Origin of the sequence: Mesorhizobium sp. AR02, assembly GCF_024746835.1 — a bacterium.
GTDB lineage: Bacteria > Pseudomonadota > Alphaproteobacteria > Rhizobiales > Rhizobiaceae > Mesorhizobium.
In genome coordinates, this window is record NZ_CP080531.1 from 2,844,078 (window position 1) to 2,870,338 (window position 26,261).

Here is a 26,261-nt window from a genome sequence, read left to right on the forward strand (position 1 = left end):
TGTGATCAGAGGAGGCATGCCTTGCCCAAGCAGACTTTTGGAACATCCCATGTGCCGCTGTCGCCCGCGGTGCGGGCCGGCGACTTTGTCTATGTCTCGGGCCAGGTTCCGTTCGGCAGCGACGGCATCGTGGTCAAGGGCGGCATCACGGAACAGACCGAACAGGTGCTTGCCAATGTGAAGGCGGCGCTGGCATTGGCCGGCTGCACATTGGACGATGTGGTGAAGACCACGGTGTGGCTGGAGGACGCGCGCGACTTCGGCGGCTTCAACGCCGTATACGCGAGGCACTTCCCGAAGAACCCGCCGGCCCGCACCACGGTCGAATCGCGGCTGATGATCGACATCAAGATCGAGGTTGAGGCGGTCGCGTACAGGCCGGTCTGACAAGCGATAACGAAGCGGAGGTTCCCCCATGCAATTCGACCTCCTGCTGAAGGGCGGACGGCTGATCGATCCGGCGTCCGGCATCGACGCGCAGCGCGATGTCGCCATCGCCAATGGCCGCGTCGCAGCGGTCGACGCCGATATCCCCGTGACCAGCGCCGCCAAAATTGTCGACGCGACGGGCTGCATCGTCGCGCCCGGCCTCGTCGACCTGCACAGTCACGTCTATTGGGGCGGCACCTCGCTCGGCGTCGATGCCGACCGGCTGGCGGCCAAAAGCGGCACCACCACCTTCATCGATGCGGGCAGTGCGGGCGCCGGCAATTTCCTCGGCTTCCGCCGCCATGTCATGGAGCGCTCGAAGGTGCGCATCCTGGCCTATGTCAACATTTCCTTTGCCGGCATTTTCGGCTTTTCGCAGACGGTGTCGGTCGGCGAGTGCAGCGATCTCCGGCTCTGCGAACCGCGCGAGGTGGTTGCCGCCGCGCGCGAACATGCCGATGTCGTCGTCGGCGTGAAAGTCCGCTCCGGCAAGCATGCCGGCAGCACCAGCGGCATCGCGCCGGTCGATCTGGCGCTCGAAGCGGCCGACAAAGCCGGCCTGCCGCTGATGGCGCATATTGACGAGCCGCCGCCCGGCCGCTCGGAAGTGCTGCCGCGCCTGCGCCGGGGCGATATCCTCACCCATTGCTTCCGGCCGTTCCCCAACGCGCCGGTCTTTGCCTCCGGCGCCGTGCGGCCCGACATGCGGCTGGCGCGCGAGCGCGGCGTCATCTTCGATCTCGGCCATGGCATGGGTTCGTTCGACTTCGAAGTCGCGCGCGCCATGCTGGCCGAGGGGCTGGCGCCCGACGTCATCTCGAGCGACGTGCATCTTTACTGCGTCGATGGTCCGGCCTTCGACATACTGGTCTGCATGTCGAAGCTGATGGCGCTCGGCATGCCGCTGGTCGAGGTTTTGCGCGCGGCGACGCAAGCGCCGGCGCAGGCGATCGCAAGGCCTGACCTCGGCACGCTGGCGGTCGGCACCGTCGGCGACGTCACTGTCCTTCGCCAGCGCCCGGGCCGCTTCACCTTCGTCGATGCGGTCGGCGCTTCGCTGGTCGCCGATCAGGGGCTGGTGTCGGAAGGGATCGTCATTAGCGGCACCTGGTGGCCGAATGAGGCGGTGAGCGACCTCGGCGAGACCGAGCGTTTCGAGGCGCATGCCGACCATACGCATGTCGAGGTTGCCGCCCGACATTTCGGGCATCGGCACGATTGAGCGGGAGCGGTCAGATGAGTGCCGGCGTGGTTACGCCAGCCCCATCGCGCTCAGGAACTGCTCGACCCTGGCGGTCGTCAAAAGCTCGACGCGTTCGCGGATCAGGTCGTCGCTCCAGTTCCACCACTGCAAGGATAGCAGGCGCTCGATGATTTCGGGCGCGAATCGGTAGCGGATGACACGGGCCGGATTGCCGACCGCGATGGCATAGGGCGCAATGTCCCGGGTGACGATGCTGCCGGCGCCGATGACCGCGCCGCTACCGATGGTGACGCCGCCAAGGATGATACAGCGGGCACCGATCCAGACGTCATGGCCGACCGTGATTGGCCCCTTGCCGACCGTGCCGGGCGCATTGCGGATCTTTCCGTCCACGAACTGGATCGGAAAGGTGGTCGCGGTGTCGACGCGATGCTCGGCCGCGCAGATGAAGAGAACACCTGGCCCGATCGAGCAGAACGATCCTATCCGCACCGGCACGCTCTTGTGCGGGACGAAGAACGATTCCTTGTTGAGACCGTAGGTGTGACGACCGATCTCGACACCGGGCAGTGGCGGCAACGGGTCCTTCTTCAGTCCAAGCTTTATGCGAAGCCCTCTCAGCAGTCCCACCGGCTTCCCTCCCCAGAATGCCAGGCAATACAGGGGGAGGATTACTCACCGCATCTGAAAAGTTCGCAAGCAATTTAGAGTAGTGGCCCACCGCTACTTGCGTTATCCGGTCAGGCGTTGCTCGGCTTCCCGTAAACCGGCGTCGCGATACCTTCCATCCGTGCCTTGATCTGCAGCGCCACATATTTGGAGTAAAAACGCGACAGCGCCAGATTGCCGCCGTGGAACCACAGCGCTTCCTGCGCCGTCGGCTTCCACATGTTGCGCAGCTCGCCTTGCCAGGGGCCGGGGTCGCCCTTCACACCCGAGCCGAGGCCCCAGCATGGCCCTACCTTGTCGGCGACTTCGCGCGAGACGAGCGCTGCAACATTCTCGTTCATCGACTGGTAGCCGGTGCAGGCGATGATGGCGTCGGCCTCGAGTTCGCTGCCGTCCTCGAACAGGATGCCATTTTTCGTCAGCGATTTGATGGCGACGCCGCTGCGGATGCCGATCTTGCCGTCGATGATCAAGTCGGAAGTACCGACATCGATGTAGTAGCCGGAGCCGGTGCGGTAGGCCTTCATCAGCAAGCCGGTTTCGTCGTCGCCGAAATCGATGGCGAAGCCGGAGGCGCTGAGCCGATCATAGAACGCCGCGTCGCGCGCCCGGATGACCTCGTACAGCGCGCGCTGGCCCTTGGGCACCAGCGCGAAGGGCGTCGAGGCGACGATCATGTCGGCCTTCTCGGTGGTGATGCCGCGCGCCAGCGCGCTTTCCGAGAAGATCTCGAAGCCGACCTCCATCAGCGTGTCGGATTTGACCACGGTGGTCGGTGAGCGCTGGATCATGGTGACGTCGGCGCCGCTCTCCCAGAGATCAACGCAGACGTCATGGCCGGAGCTGGCCGCGCCGATGACGGCAACGCGTCTGCCGCGGAATTTTTCGCCGCTGGCATACTGGCTGGAGTGCAGCAATTCGCCCTTGAAGTCACCGGCGCCGGCGAGGTCGATCTTTCGCGGCGGCCCGTAGGCGCCGGTGGCGAAGACGATGTGTTTCGGTTTCAGCGTGATGTGCCGGCCGACGCGGTCGACCACCACGGTCCACTCTTTCTGCGCCTCGTCATAGGACGCGCTGAGGCATTTGGTGGCGACCCAGTAATTGAGCTCCATGACGCGCGTGTACATTTCCAGCCAGTCGCCCATCTTGTCCTTGGGCGTGAACACAGGCCAGTTATCCGGAAACGGAATGTAGGGCAGATGGTCGTACCAGACCGGATCGTGCAGCACGAGCGTGCGGTAGCGGTTGCGCCAGGAATCGCCGGGCCTTGCGTTCTTCTCGATGACGATGGTCGGCACGCCGAGCTGCCGCAGTCGCGCGCCGAGCATGATGCCGCCCTGGCCGCCGCCGATGACCAGGCAATAGGGCTGCTCGGAAGCGCCGAGCTCGCGCGTCTCGCGCGCCCGCGCCTCCGACCAGGTCTCGCGTTCGGGGTCGGCCTTGTGGCGCACGCCGAGCGGCCGTTCCGCGCCCTTGCGTTCCTCGAATCCCCTGAGGTCGGTCATCGCCGTGAACAAAGTCCGGCAGCGGCCATCGCGCAGCCGCATGATGCCTTGGCCCGACGCCACCGCGGTCTCGAATGTGAACCAGGCTTCGATGGTGCCTTCGTCCGAGGTCGCCTCGCCGGTGAGCTGCCATGCGGTGGGTTTTGTCGTCGCCAGCGTTGCCTTGAGCATGGCGGCGACGGCCCCACGGCCTTCCATCGTCGTGACGTTCCAGGTGAAGGTCAGAAGATCGCGCCAGTAGCAATCATCGACGAACAGGTTAGTTGCCGCGGCTATGTCGCCGGCTGCGAGCGCCAGCGCCAGGGATTCGAGCCATGCGGCGGCCTGTTTCGATGGTGCTATTTCGAGCATTCTTTCCCTCTTTGCTGCGATGCCCAATTTGTATTGGGACGGTAATTGTCGAACCCGGCGCTGCCCCTCATCCGCCTGCCGGCACCTTCTCCCCGTGAACGGGGAGAAGAGGCTAATCCCCGAGCGGCTCCATCTCCTTGCCGGTGCGGTGGATCTGGGCGTTGTATTTGATGCGGCGCACCGTCTCGCGCGCCGAGCCGTCGAGCTTGTAGGCGGAAGCGACCGCCAACAGGTCGATCGCCGCCAGGAAGGCATAGCGTGACGCCGTCGGCTTCAGCGTGTCGGGATATTCCGGTACCGCCACCGTCAGCCTGACGTCACAGGCGCGGGCAAGGTCAGTGTCGGGCGCGGTCACGGCGATGGCGTTGGCGCGGTAGTGCTTGGCGAGTTCGACGGCCTCGATCACTTCGCGCGTGCGCCCGGTCGCCGAAATGGCGATCACCAGGTCGCCGGGTTTCAGGGTCGAGGCAGTCATGCGCATCAGATAGGGGTCACACTGGGCGCTGACGGTGATGCCGTAGCGAAACAGCCGGTATTGGGTTTCCTGCGCCAGCGCCGAGGAACTGCCGCCGAGGCCGAAGACCGTGACCTGGCGAGCCTTGGCGATCAGTTCGGCCGCCTTCTGCAGCTCACCCGGGTCGAGCTGCCGCTCGGCCTCCTGCAGCGCCCGGCGCGCCTCGCCGAACACGGCGTTCCAGAACGGCATGCCATTGTCGTTGCTGATGGCCGGCGGCTTGGCCAGATAGAGCGCGCCGACGACGAGGCTCTGCGCCAGCTTCAGCTTGAAGTCACGCACGCCCTCGCAGCCGATGGCGCGGCAGAAGCGGGTCACCGTCGGCTCGCTGACCCCGGCGCGTTCGGCAATCGCCGCATTGGAGGCGTCGACGGCGTATTTGACATCGTCGAGCACGACATCGGCGACGCGGCGCTCCGCCGGGCGCAGCTCGCTGTAGGAATCCTTGACCAGCGAAATGATGTCGGGAATGCGCCTGATGTCGCGTCCCTCCGGCTCGTGGCTTGCAACAGGCTCTTGCTGGCTTTCAGCTTCGGTCATGAAGTCGGTCTTTCCTGCCCTTTTCGACCTGACCTCTTATCATGTTTGCACGCTGTCGTTCCATGCGCCCGGCCGCGCTGCAACCGTTGCGTGCCACGTGGGTAAGCTCGTGTTTCCTTCCCAGAGTATGTAGGAAAGCAACACACATTTCAAGATTGAGAAAATCACGCAAAAACAATGCTATAACTGAAGAATGGAGTTTTGATGATACGGTTACCACCGCAAGCGCTTGACAGCAAAGTAGGATAGTTACAGACTGATTTTTGGCAGTCTGGTGACCTACTGGATCATCACGCAATCTCCGAGGGGCGGATGAACGCGGGCGAGATAACAACGCCGAAGCTTGGCGTGCAGGCAGCGACCAAGATCTATCACACGGCGTCCGGTGACCTCTTGGCGCTGGACCGCTGCAGTCTCGATGTCAGAGCCAATGAAATCGTCTCGATCGTCGGCCCCTCCGGTTGCGGCAAGACCACGCTGTTGTGGTCGATGTCGGGCCTGCACAGCCTGACCAGCGGCGAAATCCGGCTCGACGGCACCAAGATCACCGGGCCGCATCCCGATATCGGCATCGTCTTCCAGGAAGCGAACCTCCTGCCCTGGCGCAATCTCGACGCCAACATCCGCTTTCCCTTCGAGATCAAGGGCGAGAAGCCGGATCGCGCCTGGATCGCGCATCTCTTGAACCGCGTCGGCCTCGACGGCTTCGGCGGCAAGTTCCCGCGTGAGCTGTCAGGCGGCATGCAGCAGCGCGCGGCGATCGTGCGGGCGCTGGCGCTGAAACCCTCGGTGCTGTTGATGGACGAGCCGTTCGGTGCGCTCGACAGCTTTACCCGCGAGGAGATGAACCGGCTGGTCGAGGAGATCTGGCTCGACACCAAGACCACCATCGTCTTCATCACCCATAGCATCGAGGAAGCGATTTTTCTCTCGGACCGGGTCGTGGTGTTGAGTGCCCGGCCGGGGCGCGTCGCCAAGGAATACCGCGTGCCGTTTCCACGGCCGCGTTCGCTGGAGATCATGGCGACCAAGGAAGTCTTCGACCTCACCAACAGGATCAAGATGGACATTGTCGGCGAGCGTACCAGACCGACGGCGCCGGAGCGCACCAGCGCCGAGATCGTGAGGATCAGGCCATGAGCGACGCCATCCCGGAATTCTCCAAATCCAAATCAGGCGCCAAGTCCGGCGACGGCAAGGATGTCAGCCTGACCAACCTCTCGGCCTTCGCCAGCGGTCCCGGCATCAAGTCGGGCAAGGAGGTGGCGGCGATCATCGCCGTTGCCGTGATCATCATCGGCGGCATCGAGCTGGCCTTGCGGCTGTTCCACGTGCCGCTCTACATCATGCCGCCGCCAAGCTCGATCGCCTATGCGCTGTTCGACGAATTCCCGCTGATCGCGCCGCATCTCGGCTACACGCTGGTCGAACTGGTATCCGGCTTTGCCATCGGCGCCGTCGTCGGCCTGGTGCTGGCCGCCGTCATCACCCAGTTCCCCTTCGCCGAAAAGATCGTCGCGCCGTACATCCTGCTGCTGGTCACCACGCCGATGCTGGCGCTGGTGCCGCTGCTCATCCTGCGCTTCGGCTTCGGCTACACGCCGCGCATCATCGCGGTGGCGCTGGCCGCCGGGCCGATGGTGATGATCAACGCCGCCACCGGCTTTCGCCGCGTCGACAGCGCCAAGATCGCGCTGGCGCGGTCGTATGGTGCCAGCACCTTGCAGATCTTCTGGAAGATACGCGCGCCGATGGCGCTGCCGATGATCCTGGTCGGGCTGATGATCGGCGCCATTTTCGGCCTGCTCACCGCCGTCGGCGCCGAGATGGTCGGCGGCGGCTTCGGCCTCGGCAACCGGCTGACCACCTATTCGTCGATGATCCAGATGCCGCAGTTCTTCGCCGTGGTGCTGATCCTGTCGACGCTCGGCATCCTGATCTACGTGCTGTTCTTCCTCATCGGCAAGAAATGGGCGAGCTGGGAGGCTTGAAGACAAGGATTTGAAGCAAGGCAAATAACGCCCGGGAGGCGGGCGGTGGACTGACGTCAAACAAAAAGGGGAAAGCCATGACCAAAGACAATTTCGTCCAACAGGCGGGGATCTCCCGCCGCTATTTCCTGCAAGTGACCGGCGCCGGCCTGGTGACGGCGACCGCGCTCGGCGCCTCTGGCCGCAAGGCAAGGGCCGAGGCCTATGGCAAATTCACCTGGATCTCGCCACGCGGCACACTCGAAGTGCTCGACGACTATCCCTACTGGGCGGCCAAGAAGGCCGGCTATTTCGACGGGCTCGACACCGACATGCAGCCCGGCCCGTCCGACGGCACCGCGACGGTGAAGTTCGTCGATGTCGGCCAGGCCGACATGGGCTTCCCTTCGCCCGGCGTGTTCTCCTTCGCCATCCAGAACGGCATGAAGCTGAAATCGGTGTTCCATATGGGCGCCCGCGACACGTTCAGCATCGCCTTCCGCAAGGGCGAGGGCTCGAACGATCTGAAGAAGCTCGAAGGCAAGACCATCCTGCTCGGTTCCGCCGCCTGGCAGTCGATCACCGATCCGCTGCTCGCCGCGCAAGGCGTCGACATCAAGAAGGTCAAATATGTCGAGGCCGGCTGGCCGACCTGGGGCACGGCACTTGCCGGCGGCCAGGGCGACGCGGCCCTGTCATGGGAGGGGCTGCGCGCCGAGTGGATCGCCAAGGGTCTCGACTTCGAATACTGGCTCGGCGTGAAGAACTCCAAGCTGCCGGCCAACACCTTTGTCGTGCGCGCCGCCGACCTCGAGGATGCCGACAAGAAGGCGTTCCTGGAAAAATACCTGCGCGGCTGGGCGATGGGCCTCGAATTCGGCTACCAGAATCCACGCGCGGCGGTCGAAGCGGTGTTCGAGCAGTTCCCGACACTGGCCAAGAATCTCGGGCCAGAGCTCGGCACCACCTCGATCCTGCAGCAGATCAACGTCTTCCGTGGCGACATGGACAAGCGCGGCGGCTGGGGCTCGCACGACATGGCGAGCTGGCAGGGCTTCTTCGACGAGATCCACAAGATCGGCCAGATCACCAACCCGGTGAAGGCCGAGGATGTCTGCTCCAACGACCTGATCCCGGCGGCCAACAGTTTCGACAAGGCCAAGGTCAAGGCCGATGCCGACGGCGTCAAACTGTCGGAAGGCTTTGCCGCGCTCGATGTCGAGAAGATCAAGGCGCATCTGTTCGATTCGGCGGTGAAATAGAGTGGCAAGTGTCGAGGTCAGCGCTGCCCCTCACCTGCCTGCCGGCATCCTCTCCCCGTAAACGGGGCGAGGGACGCTGTCATCGCCGGTTTCGCCAATCATTGACGTAGCAAGAAGGGCGCCAGCGTTGGGCCAGCTTCTTTCTCCCCGTTTACGGGGAGAAATGCCCGGCAGGGCAATGAGGGGCAGCGCTAACCTGACGTGATTTGCTCCTGAACAAAGCAATATGGGCGGTACTGTCGCCGCGCACGATTCAATCAAGAAATTGGGAGGCTGACATGGCCGACAAGGTAAAAGTGCTGGTGGTGGGTCTCGGCAATATGGGGGCGTCGCACGCCAGCGCCTATCGCCGCTCCGAGGGCTTTCAGATCGTCGGCATCATGAGCCGCTCGATCAAGAGCAACACCAAGATCCCAGCGGAATTAGCCTTCTATCCGCTCTACGAGAATTTCGACCAGGCGCTGAAGGAAACCAGGCCGGACGCCGTGTCGATCAACAGCTGGCCGAACACGCACGCCGAATACGCGCTGAAGGCGATCGCGGCCAATTGCCATGTGTTCATGGAGAAGCCACTCGCCACCAACATCGAGGATGCCGAAAAGGTCGTTGCCGCAGCGCGGGCCAAGAAGCGCAAGCTGGTGCTCGGCTACATCCTGCGCGTCCATCCCTCCTGGATCAAGTTCATCGAGGTCGGCAAGACACTCGGCAAGCCGCTGGTGATGCGGCTCAACCTCAACCAGCAGAGCAGCGGCAGCGCCTGGCACTGGCACAAGAACCTGATCGATTCGCTGATCCCAATCGTCGATTGCGGCGTGCACTATGTCGACGTCATGTGCCAGCTCACCGGCGCGAAGCCGGTGCGGGTGCATGGCATCGGCGCCAAATTGTGGGCGGAAGCCGACAAGCAGAATTACGGCCATCTGCACGTCACCTTCGATGACGGTTCTGTCGGCTGGTACGAGGCCGGCTGGGGGCCGATGATGAGCGAGACGGCCTATTTCGTGAAGGACGTGGTCGGCCCCAAGGGCGCGGTGTCGATCGTCGCCGGCCAGGCTGCAAGCACCGCCTCGGATGCCGAAGTCTCGAACTCAGCCGACATCGACCGCCACACCAAGACCGACGCGCTGAAGATCCATTATGCCGCGGTCGACGGTGATAAGAATTTCAAAAAACCTGACGAGATCGTCAGCATGGAGGACGAACCCGGCCACCAGGAGCTGTGCGACCGCGAGCAGGCCTTCTTCCTGCGCGCCATCCGCGAGGATCTCGATCTGACCGAGCAGATGGATGCCGCGGTCAACAGCCTGCGCATCGTGCTCGCCGCCGAACAGAGCATCGAACTGGGGCGCACCGTCGAGCTGGCCTGAAGTGGCGCCAGCCCCCTCATCCGGCCGCTTCGCGGCCACCTCTCCCCGTGGGGGAGAAGAGGCTGGCGGCGGTGGTGACAGTCTCCTCTCCCCCTGGGGAGAGGTCAGCCGAGCGAAGCGGAGGCTGGGTGAGGGGGAGTCACTCAGATCAGACATAAAAGGAGCAATACATGGCCGCTGTCACCGACAGTCTGTTGAAAACCTATGCCGATGCCGATGCGCTCGACCTCGCCGCGCTGGTGCGCGGCGACCAGGTTTCGCCGGCCGAACTGGTCGAGGCGGCGATCACGCTGGTCGAGCGGCTCAACCCGGCGCTGAACGCGGTCATCCATCGCCTCTACGACATGGCGCGCGCGCAGGCCGGGACGGTCGACAAATCGGCGCCCTTCGCCGGCGTGCCGTTCCTGCTCAAGGAGCTGGCCTCGTCCTGGACCGGTGCGCCCAACACCAATTCTTGCCTTTACCTGAAGGACGTCGTCGCCGACTTCGACACCGAAGTCGTTCGCCGCATGAAGGCGGCGGGGCTGGTGCTGGTCGGCAAGTCGAACGCGCCCGAAAATGGCTGGTCGATCACGACCGAGCCGAAACTCTACGGCGTAACAAAGAATCCCTGGAAGGACGGCATCACGCCGGGCGGTTCGAGCGGCGGCGCGGCTGCGGCCATCGCGTCGCGCATGGTGCCGATCGCCGAGGCCAGCGATGGCGCCGGCTCGATCCGCATTCCGGCTTCCTGCTGCGGCATTGTCGGCCTGAAACCATCGCGCGGCCGCGTCAGCCTGGCGCCGTTCGGCGACTATTGGTATGGCGGCGCCTACTTTCTCTGCTGCTCGCGCTCCGTGCGCGACACCGCGGCCTATCTCGACGCGGTGGCCGGCGCGCTGCCGGGCGATCCCTACACGCCGCCGGTGCCGGATGCCTCCTGGCTCGGCCTGTCAGCACGGGCGCCGAAGAAGCTGCGCATCGGCTTCACCGTCACGCCGCCCAACGGCACCGCCATCGATCCGGAGGTGAAGGCGGCGGTGCTGGCAACTGTCGCTGCGCTCGAGCGGTTGGGACACCATATCGAGGAGCACGACATGCCGCTCGACGCCAACGGCGTGTGGGCGACCTATACCAACATGACCTGCGTGCAGACGGCGGCGACGTTCGACTACCTTGAAACGGTGATCGGCCGGCCGGTTACGCCAAAGGACGTCGAGGCGGTGACCTGGGCAATCATCGAGCGTGGCCGCGCGACCAGCGGTGTCCGGCACATCGCCGATGTCGAGCAGCTCAGGCAGATCGGCCGCGACATTGTCGGCGATCTCAACGCCTACGACCTCTTCATCACGCCGACGCTGACGCAACTGCCGCGCCCGTTCGGCTATTACGACATGTCGGAGACCGACCTCGACCGCTACAATGTCAAATGGACGGATGCCGTGTTCGCCTTCCCCTTCAACATTTCCGGCCAGCCGGCAATTTCGCTGCCGCTGGGATGGTCGAAAGACGGCGTGCCGATCGGCGTGCAGCTGGCCGGCCGTTATGGCGACGAGGCGACGGTGCTGGCGGCGTCGGCGCAGTTGGAGCAAGAGATGCCGTGGAAGGATCGGCGGCCGGCTGTGAGTGGTTAACCTCTCCCGTCGTCATCCTGGGGCGGAGCAAGGAGCGCAGCGACGCAGCGCAGACCCCAGGATCCATGCCGGGACTCGGAAGCGCTGCTACAGTGCAGAATTCTGCTCCGCCGCACTCCACGGCCAAGGTCGCGGCATGGATCCTCGGGTCTCCGCGACGGAGCTGCGCTCCTGCTCCGCCCGTGGATGACGAAGGTGGAGGGGCCTCGGCCAATCTCCGGAGTGAAGCCCCGCTACCCAATCGTCTCCAGCCGTCTCGGCAGCCGGTTCATCGCCTTGGGGCCATCCGCCGCGATCAGGAACTGGTCCTCGAGGTTGAAGCTGGCGAGGCCGTCTATGTAGAGCGGGATTTCGAAGGCCAGCACCATGCCGGCCTCGATCACGACGTCGCTGTCGGCCGCAATGAACGGCCATTGCTCGGAAAACACCGACTGGCCGACGCTGTGGCCGAAATGGCCGCGGCGGTAAGAGGGCAGGCCTTGCCGCACCAGGCTGTCGGTGGCGACGCGATGCACATAAGCGAGCGTGTTTCCGGGGATCAGCGCCGCCAGCCCGTCCTCGAAGGCGCGCTCGGCGATCGCGTGCAGCTCTGCCTGGTCGGTGGAAGGCGGCCCGAAGGTGAAATTGCGCGACATGTCGGAGGCGTAGCCGCCGACCGTGCAGACCATGTCGCATTTCAAGGGATCGCCGGCCACGGCCCTGGCATCGGCGCCCTTGGCCCGGGCGCCGAGCGTCACATATTCCGCCGTCTGGACCGGATGCGACAGCCCGGCGGCCGCGTCGGCGACGCCTTTGCGGTAAAGCGCGACGAGATCGGCCTGGCGCATGCCGGCCATCGCGTCCACCTGCAGCCGCTCCAGCCCGGCTTCCGAGAGAAAAATACCTTGCTGCAGGAGATCGATTTCGCGCTGCGATTTGACGGCCCGCAGCCTGTCCAGGACCGGTGAGCCGTCGACCATCGGGGAGTGCGGCAGCAGCGCCTGGATGGCCGCGAAATCGGCGGCTGGAACAAAATCGAGGTCGATGCCGAGCGTTGCCCGCGCCAGTCCGAAGTCGTCCAGCAAGGCCTGCAACTGGCGCACCGAACCGGCGAGGTCGAAGGTGGCGGGCCGCGAGAAATCCGGCGTGCGGCCAAGCGAGGCCAGGCCGGCCTCGATGCGCTCGACCAGGGGAAGTCCGTGAGATGCATCGACCGGCGCGGATTCGATCCAGATCGGGTGCGAACGCACAATTGCTTCGGGCGCGGCGAGCCGCAGTTGCGCCGCGTTGAAGTCCGCGACGACGACACCGATCGGCAAATCCTGCCGGGCCGGGATGACGACGAAGCCGCCGCCGGCGCGCCGGAACAGGCCCGCCGGGCCGATCCACGCACCGGTCGCATAGTGGAAGGCCTCGGGCGCCGTGAGCACCAGCGCACCGATGCCGGCGCGTTCCATCAAATGCGCGGCGCGCTGGCGGTCGACAAAGCCCGTCATGTCTTTCTCCGGATGTCCGAACCGGCAACGGAGCATTGCGGGTGCAGACAATCAAGCGCGTTCTGTGATGCCTCCCCGAAGTGACGGGTGGCGCGCTTGCTAATCGCGAAGGCATCCGATCCGTCGAGGCGGCAGTCCGCCAAAACGAACGGCGAAATCGCTACTTGATCGATTCCAGCTTGGCGACGGCCGCGGTGAAGCCGGCGAGCGACACCGGAATGGTGACCGGCTTGCGGGTGACCGATTCCATGCCGATGTTCAGATTGGTTCCCGACTTCATCGTCTTGACCAGTTCCGGCGACAGCGGCGTGGCGGCATAGGCGCCGTTCTGGTCGCTGGTCTGGATGGCGATGACGACCTTTTGGCCCTGGTCGACCTGATAGCTGGCGCCGGACGGCAGGAACAGGCCGTGCGGCAGAGCGAGCAGCATGGCCAGGCTGCCATTGCTGCTGTCGCGGCGCACGGTCACCGTCAGCACACGCTGGCCGGTCTTGGCCTCGGTCAGGTTCTGCGACACCTGGCACTGAAGCTCGCCGGTCGCCGAGCCGCTGGAGCAGTTCACGGCCCATGGATTGGCGTCGGCCGGCTTGGGTCCGGCCTCCTTGGGTTGAGACTGTTTGGATTGGGCTTCATTGGCGGTGTCCTCGGCAAACGCCGGGCCAAAAGAAGCCGATAGCAGCCACAGGGCAGCCGATGCCGCGACTATGCGAAGTAGATTAGCCTTAGCTAAAGTAATTGCCATGTTCTTCACGCCCCGCAGTTTTCCTTGCCCCGGCAGGTATTCTCCTGGAAATGGCTTGATACAACAATGGCGACTGCTCCGAAAGCCGAGTCCCCGGCCAAGCAAGCCGGCAAATCTACTGTGGCAATCTCGCCACAGGACAGAACTTTGAGGGTCGACAACAACACTCACAAGATTCCGGGCTCGCTATACAATAGAATTCGCGTGTAAGAATTAACACGCGGGACGTGTAGTCCCAGAAGGACTCGCCAGGGATGGGAACTACCGAGAAGTCTCGGCAAGTTGGTGGGGTGGCAGCGCGTGGGGAGGATTTCCGCGTGCGCGCCGGCTATCGGCGTTCGCGTATCGTAAGTCATCTTTGGAAAACGACGGCGCTGACGACGCTGGCGCTTGGCCTTTCAGGCGTGGTTGCCCATGGCGACCCCGATGGGCTCTGGCAGCCGCAGATCCGCGCCATCATCGGCGCCGACAACAATGGCGGCAATGCCGCGCTCGAAGGCTTCATCCCGATCAAGCAGACGGCCGAATCGGTGCTGTTCCTGGATGTCAGGGCCAAGCACGATTTCAAGGATGCTTCCGGCCAGGATATCGGCCTCGGCATTCGCCGCATCGTCAATCCCGACCTGATGCTCGGCGGCTACGCCTATATCAACGTCGAGAACTACAACAGCACGCAGTTCACAGCAGGCACGCTGGGCGTCGAGGCGATCACGCCGAACTTCGACGCGCATGTGAACGTCTTCGTGCCGATCAAGGGCGACAGCACCGACCACTCGACCAGCTCGACCCTGTCGATGGTCAGCAACCAGCTGATCGAACAGATATCGGTCCTCGATCATCGCGACTACGCGGCGTGGGGCATCGAGGGCGAGATCGGCGCCCAGGTTCCACTCAACCTGCCCGACAAGCACTCGCTGCGGCTGGACATTGGCGGCTACCATTTCGAGGATCCGCACGGCGACGACGGCAGCGTCACCGGCGCCAAGGCCGGGTTCGAATACACGATCGGCGATGTCTTCGGCAGCGGCACCGAACTGGTGCTGGCCGGCGAGGTCCGCGACGACAATCGCGACCACACCCAGTTCGCCGGCAGCGTGCGGCTGAACATCCCGTTCAACCCCGGCCATGGCTCGGACACTACCGGGGCCATCAGCGGTACGGACCCGGTCTATCCGGTCAGCGAAGGCCTGCGCAAGCGCGTCAACGAACGGGTGCGCGGCGATATCGGCGTCAGGATCCAGTCGCAGGACAAGACCGGCGGCTCGACCACGCGCGTCGCCATCAACGCCGCCACCAACGCGGCGTTCGGCAAGTTCTACTTCGCCGATGGCGGCCTGGCGGGCGCCGGTACGCAGGCCGATCCGACGACGCTGGACGACGCGGTCACCAAGGCCGGCAGCGGCGGCTTTGTCGTTGCGCTGGGCGGCAATGGCAACATCCAGACCCCCGGCCAGACGCTTGCCGCCGGCCAGACGCTGATCGGCGGCGGCGAAAGCGTCACCGCGAAACTGTTCGGCGGCGGTACCGCCACCTTCAACCTCGGCGGCGCCGACGGCACGATCCAGGGCACCAACGTCGCCAACAATGTCATCACGCTGGGCACCGGCAACACGCTGAACGGCATCACCATCACCGGCGGCGCCGACGGCATCTTCGGCAACAACGCCACCGGCACGACGCTGACCAATGTCACGGTGACGGGCGCCGGCGGCAACGGCGCCGAATTCAAGGGCAATTCGACCAACGTCAGCGCATCCAATTTCACCGCGACCGGCAACGGCCTGGATGGCCTGCACATCGAAGACAACGGCACCTACAATTTCACCGGCACGACGCTGCTGCAGAGCAATCTCGACGACGGCCTCGATATATCAGGCCAGGGCACCTACACCTTCGCCATCGTCAATGCGCTGAACAATACCGATCGCGGCATAACGGTGCAGGGTACGTCGACCGGAGGCACGTTCACCACCGCTGGCGGCACGGTGTCGGGCAATGGCGGCACGGCCGTCTTCATCGACCCGATCACCGCCCATGTGGTGCTGGATTCGATCACCCAGACCGGCGGCACATCCGGTGTGGTGCTCGACCATGTTTCGGGCAGCTTCACCGTCAACGGTGCGACGACGGTTTCCAACACGACGGGACCGGCGATCGCCATTACCGATTCGCCGGCGACGATCCGCTTCGGCGACATCAACATCACCAATCCCGGCGCCGACGGCATGTCGTTCAGCGGTGTCAACGCGGCGGTGGTGGCCGGCAACATCGTCATTTCCGGCCTCGGCGTCGGCACCGGTCTCGATTTCTCCGGCAGCCAGACGAATTTCACCGCGCAGTCGCTCGCCATCAGCGGCCCGGGTGCTGCCGGCACGATCGGCATCGACCTCGCCAACACCACCGGCGGCGCCTCGATCATCATCACCAATGGCGGCTCCATTTCGGGCGTCGACACGGGCGTGCGCCTCGGCATTTCCGGGTCGCTCGCCAATTCGGCCAATGCCCAGTTCAGCTTCGGTGGCGGTTCGATTGCCGGCATCACCGCTTCGCTCGATGCGCGCGGCCTCAACCAGACACTCGGCCTCTACGCGTTCGGCTCCACCACATTCAGCGGTCCGCAGCTGTTCGACGTGCAGAACGTGATCTTCATCGGCTCGTCGGCCACAGGCAGTGGCGACGGCTCTTCGCTGACGAACCTGGCTACGGTCGCGACCGCCGACGCCATCACCGCCAGCGACGCCATCTTCGTGCTGGTCAATGACGGCACGCCGATCGATGCCGCTGGCGGTTTCTCGTTGAGCGCCAGCCAGACGCTGGCCTCGTTCGGCAATGGCCGCTCCTTCTCGCTCGGCGGCGTGCCGATCAACGTTACCGGCGACAATGTCCAGCATGACGTGGCCATCTCGGACCCTGCCGGCGCGGCGACGCTGACCAATTCCGGCTCCGGCGCTGTCGTCACGGCGGCCAACGGCAATTCGCTGCTCGACTTCAACATTTCGGGCGGCAGCGACGCGGGCATCAACGCAACCTCGATCAACGGCCTGACGATCCAGGGCGTGACCGTCAGCAATGTCGACACAGGTCTTTTCCTCGGCAGCGTGACCGGCACGGTTTCGGTCGACAATCTCAATGTCCAGAATGCGAGCCAAACCGGCATCGAGCTTGTCGCCTCGAGCGCGACCGTCAATTTCACCGGCAACACGACGATCGGCAATGCCACCAATGTCGGGCTGTTCGCCAACAATTTCGACGGCACCGCCACTTTCGACGACCTCGATATTACCGGCGGCGGCATAGGCGTCGGTATCGTCAACGGCTCGAGTGGAACCCTGACCTTCGGGGCCGGAAGCTCCATCGCCGGCACGAGCAGCAACGCCTTCTCGATCAGCAATTCCACCCCCAACGTCACCTATAACGGCACCATCAGCCAGACGAGTGCCGCAAGTGCGGTGAAGATCTCCAACATGGCCGGCGGCACCGCCACGTTCGGCGGCAAGATCACCGCCAGCACCGGCGCGGCCAATGCAATCGACCTGTCCACCAATGCCGGCGGCGCGATCAACTTCACCGGTGGTCTCGATCTGACCACGGACGGCGGCTTCGCCTTCAGCGCCATCAATGGCGGCACGCTGACGGTGACCGGGTCGGGCAACACGGTCAACACCGGCGCCGGCTTGGCGGAAAAGGGCATCCAGCTCGGCGGCGCCGGCGGTCTGACGATCGGTGCTGCCGGTGTGACGTTCGCCAGCGTCACCGTCGATGGCACCGGCGGCAACGTGTCGACCGGCATCGTCATCGAGAACACCAGCGGCGGCAATGTCACCTTCGGCGGCGTCAACATCAGTCGCGTCATGGGCGATGCCATCCGTCTCACCAATGTCGCCAGCGGCATCTACAGCTTCAACGGTACGACGACCATCGCGGCCGTCGGCCTCTTGGGTGACGGCTTCGTGGTGCAGGGTAGTGCCGCCACCGTAAATGTCGCCAACCTGGTGACGACGGAGGTTGCGGGCGCCGATGTCAGCCTGACCAACAACACCGGCACCATCGCCATTGGCGGCACCATCACCAATAGCGGCTTCGTCGGCAACGACGGCGTCGTCGTCTCCGGCGGCACCGCTGCGATCACGGTCTCGGCCGATATCTCCAGTTCGACCAGCACGCTGGGCACGGCGGTCAAGGTCGACGGCATCAGCGGCGGCTCGGTGACCTTCAGCGGCGCGATCAGTTCGACCGGCACCGGCAATCTCTTTGCGATCGGCTCGACCACGGCACCGACCGGCGGCACGATCAGCTTCACCGGTTCGGCGCTTACGGCCAGCGGTGGCGGCGGTGCTGTCATCACCGGCCTTGGCGGCACCACGATCTTCAACGCCACCGCGCCCCTGACGATCACCAACCCGACCGGCACCGGTGTGTCGGTTTCGAACGTCGCCAGCGGCGCCAGCGCCACCTTCGGCTCGGTCACCGTGTCGGGAGCCGGCGGCAACGGTATCGATATCGGTGGCGGCGGCAGCAATGCCGGGGCGGTGACGTTCGGCACCACCTCGGTCACCCTGGGCTCGGCGGCCAACACCGCCGGCATCAACTTCGCCGGCACCAATGCCGACGTCACCTTGGGCACGACGACCGTGACGATGGGCTCCGGCGCCAACCAGACCGGCATCGACTTCAGCGGTTCGTCCACTACGGCTGACTTCGGCCTGACCACAATCACCGGCACCGGCGACCTCACCTCGCGCGGCATCGACCTGTCGTCGACCACTGGCGACAAGACCATCACCTTCCTGCGCGGCTCCAGCATCACCAATCTGGGCATCGGCGTCGACCTGTCATCGGGCGGCACCACCGCGACCTCGGCCAACGCCAACTTCACCTTCGGCGACGGCACTTCGGCCGACGGGCTGCAGTCCTCCATCAGCGCCACGGCCGTTGGCGCCTACACCGTCAACACGATCGGGCTCGATCCGACGCTCGGCAACTACAATTTCAACGATGTGTTCTTCACCGGCAGCGCCCATCTGGCCAGCGCGGTCGGCGGGACCATCATGGTTTCCCAGAATGGCGGCGTCATCGCCGCCGGCACGGACGGGCTCAGCGCCGCGGTCACGACCATCTCGGTCGCCCAGGCCGATGCCCTGGCCGGCACGCAGACCTTCGCCTTTGTCGGCACCGTCGATCTCAGCGGCACGCCGTTCACGCTCGATTCGGGACAGTCGATCACCGGCTTCGGCAACAACACCTCCATCCTCACCTCCGGCACCATCCAGCCGGTCAATGTCCAGGGCAATCTCGGCGCCACCGGCGGCAACGTCACCGGCAATGAAGGCGTGGTCACCGGCACGGGCGACTTGATGCACCTGCTCGGCAGCAACCAGGTGCGCAACACCGCTTTCGACTTCAGCGGCGCCAGCGGCTCGGTGTTCACCGTTGACCAGAGCGCGGGCGGCTTCAACAATGCCGGCGGCATCGTCATCGAAGGCGTCACCGTCAGCAATGTCGCCACCGGCAGTACGGCATTCAAGGTCGCCAGCCTCGACAGCAATTTGTCGATCATCAACAACAACGTCAACGTCAACGTCGCCGGCACGCTGCTCGACGTCAATGGCGGCACCGGCAACATCACGCTCACGCGCGGCACTTTGCCCAACAGCGCGACACCGGGCACGCTGACCGGCGGCGGCATCTCGATCGCCAACCGCAGCGGTGGCCTGGTCAACTTCACCGACAAGGTGACGGTCAACGGCAATGGTGTTTCGCTCACCAACAACACCGGCTCCACCGTCACCTTCGCCGATCTGGACATCACCACGAATGGCGCGACGGCATTCAGCGCCAGCGGCGGCGGCACGGTCAATGTCACGGCCGGCGCGATCAACGCCACGAATGCGCAGGCGGTGGCGCTCGATAGCATCACGGCCGGTATCAATTTCACCTCGACCAGCGCGACATTCAGCGCAGGCAACGGCATCGACCTGCAGAATCTGAGCGGCACGGCGAGCTTCGGCACCGGCACGCTGACCAACACCGGTTCGGGCACCGCGTTCAATGTCGGCTCTTCGACCGATCAAAGCGGTGGTAATGCGACCATCTCGTACGGCGGCACCATCGCCAGCAACGGCATCGGTGCGGCGGTCTCCATCCAGGAGCTGACCGGCGGCTCGGTGACGCTGTCGGGCAATCTGACGGACGGCCTCGCGGGAGCCGGCGGCAACATCGTCGTTACCGGCATCGACAATGGCACGGCGGCGACCGTCACCTTCTCCGGCACGACCAAGCAGATCGACTCGGGCGCCACCGACGGCGTTAGCCTCGGTATCGCCGGCAGTTTCCCGCTGGGCGCGCCGGCCCCCAATTCGAATGGCACGGTCAACTTCACCAATGGCGGCCTCGCCATAAAGACGACGACCGGGACAGGCTTTGTCGCGGCGTATGGCGGCACCGTCAGCGTGTCAGGTACCGGCCCCGTTACCGGAAACACGATCGACTCCGGCAGCAATGGGTTGATCATAGCTTTTGCCGATGTCGGCAGCGCCGGCGTTACCTTCGACAGCATCAAGGCGGACTCCACGATCCCTGCCCTTCCCGGCGACCCCGGCGGTGCCGGCGTGATGCTGGAGGGCTCTGTCCTTGCCGGCGACGTCAACATCGGCGGCTTGACCGACACCGGATACACCGGCGCCTCGTTGTCCGCCCTGAGCGGCGCCGGGGAGGTCAACTTCACCGGCACGATCGATCTCGACGTCAGCTATGCCGGGTTCGACATCGGCGGCCCCACGGTTGGCACCATAAACATCGCCAATGTCGCCGGGTCCACCCTGACCATCGATGGCGGCCAGTTCGGCATCATACAGAGCTCGCAGGGCGGGACCGTCAACGTCGGCGTCAACGGCAGCGCCAGCATCACAAACACCAGCCTTGCGGCCATCAGCCTCGGCGGTGGCAATGACCTGGCCTTTACCACGCTGACCTACAAAGGTTCGATCACGGTCGGTGCGGGTGCGGTGTTAAGCGCCACCGGCGACGGGACCCGTCTGAACATGAGCGGTTCAGTCGTTTCCACCACGGCGTCGACGGCCTTCGACTTCTTTGGCCATGCCGACGGCATATACGATATTTCGAGCACCATCGATCACAGCGGTGGCAAAGGTGTCGCTATCGGCGGCTCGGCTAACGGCACGGTCACCTTCTCGGGTACGTCGAAGATATTCAACACCGGGGCCAACGATGCCATCGTCAAGGCACCCGCGTACGTGCCGGATCCGCAGACCAAGGGCACGCTCAACTTCACCAATGGCGGCCTCGTCATCACCACCACGAGTGGTACCGGCTTCACCGCCAGCACCTTCGGTCCGGGCACGATCAGCGTCACCGGCAACGGCAACACCATCACCACCGGCACGGGCACGGCGCTGAAGCTTGGCGACGCGACAGCGGTCCTGCCGGGGGCGACAGGCGCGACGGTCGACGCGGGCGGCATCAAGTTCGATTCCATCTCGGTCAATGGCGCGGCGACGGGCATTTCGCTCAACGATGTCAGCGGCGGCACGCTCGATCTCGGCGCGGTCAACCTGCAAGGCATCACCGGCGCCGGCGTCGATGTCTCCGGCACGCTCGGCTCGACGCTGAATTTCGCCAGCCTGAACATCGGGCTCAATGCCGCGAACGCCATTGGCCTCGACCTCAACGGCGCGGCGCTTGGCGCGAGCAACATCACGGCGAGCGATTTCGATGTCGACGGCGGCAGCTTCGCCGGCACGATCGGCATCGACATGGCCGGTACCACCGGCACCGGCACGATCCAGCTCGGCGACACCGTCAACAACAACCCGGCCGGCCAGACCTCGACCATCGCCAATGTCGGCTATGGTGTGCAGTTCTCCAGCGCCACCAATGCCCAGCTGGTGTTCGGCGACGGCCAGGGCCCGGCCGAATCGTCGATCGCGACCACCGGTGGCCAGGTCATCCACGCAGTCGACACCTTGCCGACATCGGGCGACTACAATTTCAACGACGTCAATTTCACCGGCGACACCTCGAACCTGTCGTCGATCCATGTCTATTATGTCGATCTGGACGGCAACGGTTCGGGAACCGGCGACGGCAGCCTCGCCAACCCGGGGAGCCTCGCGCAGGCCCAGGCCTCGACGGCCAACGTCGTCGTTCTGATCGACAAGAACGTCGACGGCGGCCAGGAAACTCTCAACCTGAGCGGCGGCGGCACGTTCAACCTTGATGACGGGCAGGTGCTGCTCGCCTTCAAGAGCGGCGATGCGGCCGTCGATGTCTCGCAGCTTGGTGTCGACACCAGCAGCGGCGCCTCCGCTGCTTTCCACTTCACCACGGTGCAGAATTCGCCGATCATCTCGGCACCTTCGGGTATTGATACGCTACGGCCCGTGCTGCAGAGCAACAACGCCACCTCGGTGATCAACTTTGCCACCAGCGGCACCGGCACCTTCACCGGCGGCATCGAGAACCTGATCGTCCGCAATCTCGGCAGCGGCTCCGGTGTCGCCGTCAATGCGACGGGCGCCTCCAGTTTCTTCCTCAGGAACAACGACATCGCGGCCGGCGGCAGCGCGCTCGACTTCTCCACGACCGGCGCGCCGGCCAATACGCTTCTGCTTGCCATCGACGGCAACACGCTGAAATCGACCGGATCCGCCCTGGCGGCATCGTTCTCCGGCCAGAACATCAGCACGACGGACAACTCGATCGCGATCAGGTCGTTTGCCGGCAACAAAGTGACGGGCGGCACCGGCGGCGGCATCGCCTTCAACAATGTCCGTTTCGACTCCGACGGCGCCGGCGGCACCGTCAGCGCCGGCACGCTTGGCATCGGCACTCCTGGCGCGCGGGTCCAGGGCAACGGCCTCAGCTTCACCAACACCAGCGGCACCCTTGACCTGGGTACGCTCAGCCTCGCCAACAATGGCGGCACCGGTGTCATCGCCAACACCAAGACCACCACCTTCACGCTGAACAGCAGCGGCGGCGTGGTCACCACTCTGAACGGCGCGGCATTCGATCTCGATCCGCTGACCGTCAACATGACGTTCACCAGCGTGAGTGCCAACACCGGCGCCAGCGGCATCATCTTCGATGGCGTTGCCGGCAGCTTCACCGTTACCGGCACCACGAGCATCGGCAACATGTCGGGCACCGGCATCAGTGCGATCAACACCAACACCGGTACCTTCAATTTTGGCAATGTGACGATCAACAACGCCGCGGCGACCGGCGGCGGCATCGGCTGGGCCAGTGGCACGCTCAACGTCACCGGCCTCGCCAACATCGACACGACGAGCGGCACAGGTCTCTCGCAGAGCGGCGGCACGACCAGCTTCACCGGCGGCCTGACCATCGACACCACCACCGGCACCGGCATCGCCGGCACTGGCGGCATCATGGGCATCACTGCCACCGGCGGCGCCGAGACGGTGAATTCGACCCTCGGCCAGGCGATCAGCCTCTCCGGCGTCGCCGCGACCATCGCGCTGGACCAGACCTCGTCGGGTGGCGGAACAAGCAATGTCAGCCTGACCAATGTCAGCGGCACGGTCGGCCTCGGTACCGGAACCGGCGCGCTCTCCGGCGCGACGGGCGCGGCGTTCGTGGTCAATGGCGGTGCGGCGGCCATCAGCTATGGCGGCTCGGTCACCAAGACCACCGCCGGCAAGATCGTCGACATCTCCGGCGTCACCGGCGGCACGGTCACGCTGTCCGGCACGCTCAGCGCCACCGGCAGCAACGACGACGGCATCTATGTCCACGCCAACACCGGCGGCACCTTCAATTTCAACGGCGCCATGACGCTTGCCACCGGCATCAACACGGCGGTCAACCTGGATACCAATGTTGGCGCCACCGTCAATTTTGCTGGCGGCATGGGGATCACCACCAGCTCCGGCCTTGGCTTCGGCGCCACGGGTGGCGGCACGATCAACGTCACCGGCACCAACACGATCCACACGACCTTGGGTGGCCAGCTCCTGGTCTGGAACGGCATGACCGTCGGCGCCAGCGGCGCCACCTTCAACACGATGACAGCGGACACCAAAGTCACCGGCGGCGATGCGGTCAATTTGACCAATGTCGGCGGCGGCACCTTCAATGGCGGCACGCTTAGCGTCCCGGGCGGCACCAACTTCAACGGCATCTTCCTCAACGGCACCAGCGCAACGGTGAACTTCGCCAAGGTGACGATCGCAGATCAGACGGGCACGGCAACCGGCGGCGGCATCAGGATCGACAACAACACCGGCGCGGTCACGATCAGCGGCAGCACAAGTCTGATCGGCGGGTTCGGCTCAGTCGAGGGTATCGGCATCGACATCAATGGCGGCTCCGGCAACGTCACGATCGCGGCGTCGGTGTCGAAGGGAACCGTTGCCAACAACGTCGTTCAGATCAGCGGACGCACCGGTGGAATCGTCACGCTCAGCGGAACCCTGAGCGCGGACCAGAGTGTCGGCACTGCCAACGGCATCGACGTCAGCAACAACACCGGCGGCACGATCACCTTCTCCGGCGCGAACAGCGCGCTGAACACCGGAACAACCACCGCCGTCAACCTGACCGGCAATGGCGCCGCAACGACGATCAATTTCAGTGGCGGCGGTCTGAACATCGACACCACCAGCGCCAGCGGCTTCAACGTTACCGGCAGCGGCAATGTGACCGTCAGCGGTGGCGGCAACACCATCGACACCACGACCGGAACGGCTTTCGCCAATCTGAGCGGCAACGCGACCATCACCAGCGATGCGGCGCTGACCACAAGCGGCGCGGGACACGTGGTCGACATTCAAAGCCGCACCGGCAACGCCGTCACCTTGTCCGGCAGCATCACGAACACAGGTAGCGGTGCGCTGGGCATCAACGTCCAGAACAACACCGGCGGCACGATCACGTTCTCGGGCACCAGCAAGGCGCTGACCACGGGCGCCAACACCGCCGTCAACCTGACCGGCAACAACGGTGCGACCATCGACTTCACCAATGGTGGGTTGGTTATCAACACCACCAGCGGCACCGGCTTCAACGCCACCGGCGCAGGCCCGGCGGCGACCACCGGTGGCACCGTGACGGTGCAGGGTACCGGCAACACCATCACGTCGACCACAGGTACGGCACTCAACGTCGTCAACACGACGATCGGCGCCAACAATGTGACGTTCCAGAGTATCTCGTCGAATGGCGGCAGCGCCAACGGCATCATTCTCAACAACACCGGTTCGAGCGGTGGCCTGCATGTGACCGGCACGGGCTCGGCCGGCTCGGGCGGCACCATCGCCAACAAGACCGGTGCCGATGGCAGCACCACGCAGGGCACCGGCATCTTCCTCAACGGTACGAAGGATGTGCAGCTCGCCTGGATGCAGCTGAACGATTTCGGCAATTTCGCGATCCGCGGCAACAACGTCACCGGCTTCACGCTCAACCACAGCGTCATCAGCGGCGACAGCGGCACCACCAATAGCCTGACCGATGCGCTGACATCCTTCACCGCCAACACCGGTGAGGACGCGATCCGGCTGACCAACCTGCTGGGCTCCGGTTCGATCACCAATTCGAACATCAGCGGCGGCTACACCAACACCATCATGGTCGAGAACAACACCGGCACGTTGAACCGGCTGACGATCGACAGCTCCACCATCGGTGGCCGGAGCGACAACGGCACCGGCATGAACGACGCCATCAACTTCCAGGCGGATGCAGGCAGCACCACGATGAACCTGACCGTCTCCAACAGCGCGCTCACCAGCGCACGCGCCAGCAATATCACCGCGACGGGTCAGGTCGGGACGAACATGGATGTCAAGCTCACCGGCAATACGGTGACCAACAATCATCCGCTGACCGTCAGCGGCGGCACCGCCTTCGACATCGCCAGCCTCGGCAATGTGACCTTCGACATTTCCAACAACACCTTCGACATGCATGCCGCCAATGGTGGAACCGGCATCAAGTCGAATGTCATCGAAGTGAACAAGGGCAGCGGCAGCGGCAATTCGACATTCGACGGCACGATTTCGGGCAACACGATTGGTGTCGCAGGGACTGCCCATTCGGGCAGCGGTCTCGGCTCCAACGACATCGACATCAACAGTCAGGACGCCGGCACGTTCACCGTCGCCATCCTGAACAACACGCTCACGCATTACGACACTGCGGGCATACAGATTACGCAGGGTCCTGGCACCAGCACGATCAATGCCACGGTGCAGGGCAATATCACGAGCAACGGCGATGCGAACGCCTTCACCGGCCTCTATGTTGTCGCAGGCGTGGGCCTTGCCGGCGACAATGGCGTCATCAACCTGCTGGTCGGCGGTTCCGGGGCCCAGCGGAACGATTTTTCCAACGGCGATCCAGCGAATGGCAGCGATGTCTTCCTGCAGCAGAGCTCGCCCGGCACCTCGACATTCAACCTGTCGCGCGGTGTGTCCGGGGCCCCAACGGCCGAGCAGGTAGTCACGGACAACAACCTGAATCCGGCCACGACAACCGTGGCGACGTCCGGAACAATCAACCTCGTCAACACGGCGCCACCGCTACCCTGATCAAGTTGAGCGGTAGTTTAGCAGTCGCGAATACACAAGATTAATATC

The 26,261-nt window shown here is 64.5% G+C and carries 13 protein-coding genes; 8 read left to right on the top strand and 5 right to left on the bottom strand.

Features of this window, described 5'->3' with window-relative positions; all coding sequences use genetic code 11:
• Nucleotides 1-21 precede the first annotated feature (21 nt).
• A complete protein-coding gene (locus DBIPINDM_RS17775) occupies nt 22-387 on the top strand; it encodes a RidA family protein (RefSeq protein ID WP_258588461.1) in 366 nt (121 codons plus the stop codon).
• Nucleotides 388-415: 28 nt separating this feature from the next.
• Nucleotides 416-1,651, top strand: coding sequence for an amidohydrolase/deacetylase family metallohydrolase (locus DBIPINDM_RS17780; RefSeq protein ID WP_258588462.1), 1,236 nt, complete (start codon nt 416-418; stop codon nt 1,649-1,651).
• Between the two features lie 30 nt (nt 1,652-1,681).
• On the opposite strand, the gene DBIPINDM_RS17785 is transcribed toward DBIPINDM_RS17780, so the two are convergent.
• The 3 genes from DBIPINDM_RS17785 to DBIPINDM_RS17795 form a co-directional block, all read right to left on the bottom strand.
• A complete protein-coding gene (locus DBIPINDM_RS17785; RefSeq protein WP_258588463.1) occupies nt 1,682-2,263 on the bottom strand; it encodes a CatB-related O-acetyltransferase in 582 nt (193 codons plus the stop codon).
• Between the two features lie 110 nt (nt 2,264-2,373).
• Nucleotides 2,374-4,158, bottom strand: a complete 1,785-nt coding sequence (locus DBIPINDM_RS17790) for a flavin-containing monooxygenase (protein ID WP_258588464.1) — start codon at nt 4,156-4,158, stop codon at nt 2,374-2,376.
• Between the two features lie 112 nt (nt 4,159-4,270).
• A complete protein-coding gene (locus tag DBIPINDM_RS17795) occupies nt 4,271-5,212 on the bottom strand; it encodes a MurR/RpiR family transcriptional regulator (RefSeq protein WP_258588465.1) in 942 nt (313 codons plus the stop codon).
• Nucleotides 5,213-5,524: 312 nt separating this feature from the next.
• On the opposite strand from DBIPINDM_RS17795, the gene DBIPINDM_RS17800 reads away from it, so the two are divergent.
• From DBIPINDM_RS17800 to DBIPINDM_RS17820, 5 genes are all read left to right on the top strand, one after another.
• Entirely contained in the window at nt 5,525-6,352 is an 828-nt protein-coding gene (locus DBIPINDM_RS17800; RefSeq protein WP_258588466.1) for an ABC transporter ATP-binding protein, read from the top strand.
• A complete protein-coding gene (locus tag DBIPINDM_RS17805) occupies nt 6,349-7,203 on the top strand; it encodes an ABC transporter permease (protein ID WP_258588467.1) in 855 nt (284 codons plus the stop codon). Before DBIPINDM_RS17800 ends, DBIPINDM_RS17805 begins: the two co-directional genes overlap by 4 nt.
• Nucleotides 7,204-7,280: 77 nt before the next feature.
• Nucleotides 7,281-8,444 carry an ABC transporter substrate-binding protein gene (locus tag DBIPINDM_RS17810; RefSeq protein WP_258588468.1) on the top strand — a complete coding sequence of 388 codons (1,164 nt, stop codon included), beginning with the start codon at nt 7,281-7,283 and terminating at the stop codon, nt 8,442-8,444.
• A gap of 278 nt (nt 8,445-8,722) precedes the next feature.
• Nucleotides 8,723-9,811 carry a Gfo/Idh/MocA family protein gene (locus tag DBIPINDM_RS17815; RefSeq protein ID WP_258588469.1) on the top strand — a complete coding sequence of 363 codons (1,089 nt, stop codon included), beginning with the start codon at nt 8,723-8,725 and terminating at the stop codon, nt 9,809-9,811.
• 170 nt (nt 9,812-9,981) lie between these two features.
• Nucleotides 9,982-11,424, top strand: coding sequence for an amidase (locus DBIPINDM_RS17820; RefSeq protein WP_258588470.1), 1,443 nt, complete (start codon nt 9,982-9,984; stop codon nt 11,422-11,424).
• Nucleotides 11,425-11,657: 233 nt separating this feature from the next.
• Here the strand turns inward: DBIPINDM_RS17820 and DBIPINDM_RS17825 are convergent, their stop codons facing one another.
• Both DBIPINDM_RS17825 and DBIPINDM_RS17830 read right to left on the bottom strand, forming a co-directional pair.
• A complete protein-coding gene (locus DBIPINDM_RS17825; protein ID WP_258588471.1) occupies nt 11,658-12,899 on the bottom strand; it encodes a M24 family metallopeptidase in 1,242 nt (413 codons plus the stop codon).
• A gap of 160 nt (nt 12,900-13,059) precedes the next feature.
• Nucleotides 13,060-13,641, bottom strand: a complete 582-nt coding sequence (locus DBIPINDM_RS17830; protein ID WP_258588472.1) for an invasion associated locus B family protein — start codon at nt 13,639-13,641, stop codon at nt 13,060-13,062.
• A 317-nt stretch (nt 13,642-13,958) separates the two neighbouring features.
• On the opposite strand from DBIPINDM_RS17830, the gene DBIPINDM_RS17835 reads away from it, so the two are divergent.
• Nucleotides 13,959-26,213, top strand: coding sequence for a beta strand repeat-containing protein (locus tag DBIPINDM_RS17835; RefSeq protein WP_258588473.1), 12,255 nt, complete (start codon nt 13,959-13,961; stop codon nt 26,211-26,213).
• The last annotated feature ends 48 nt before the right edge of the window (nt 26,214-26,261 follow it).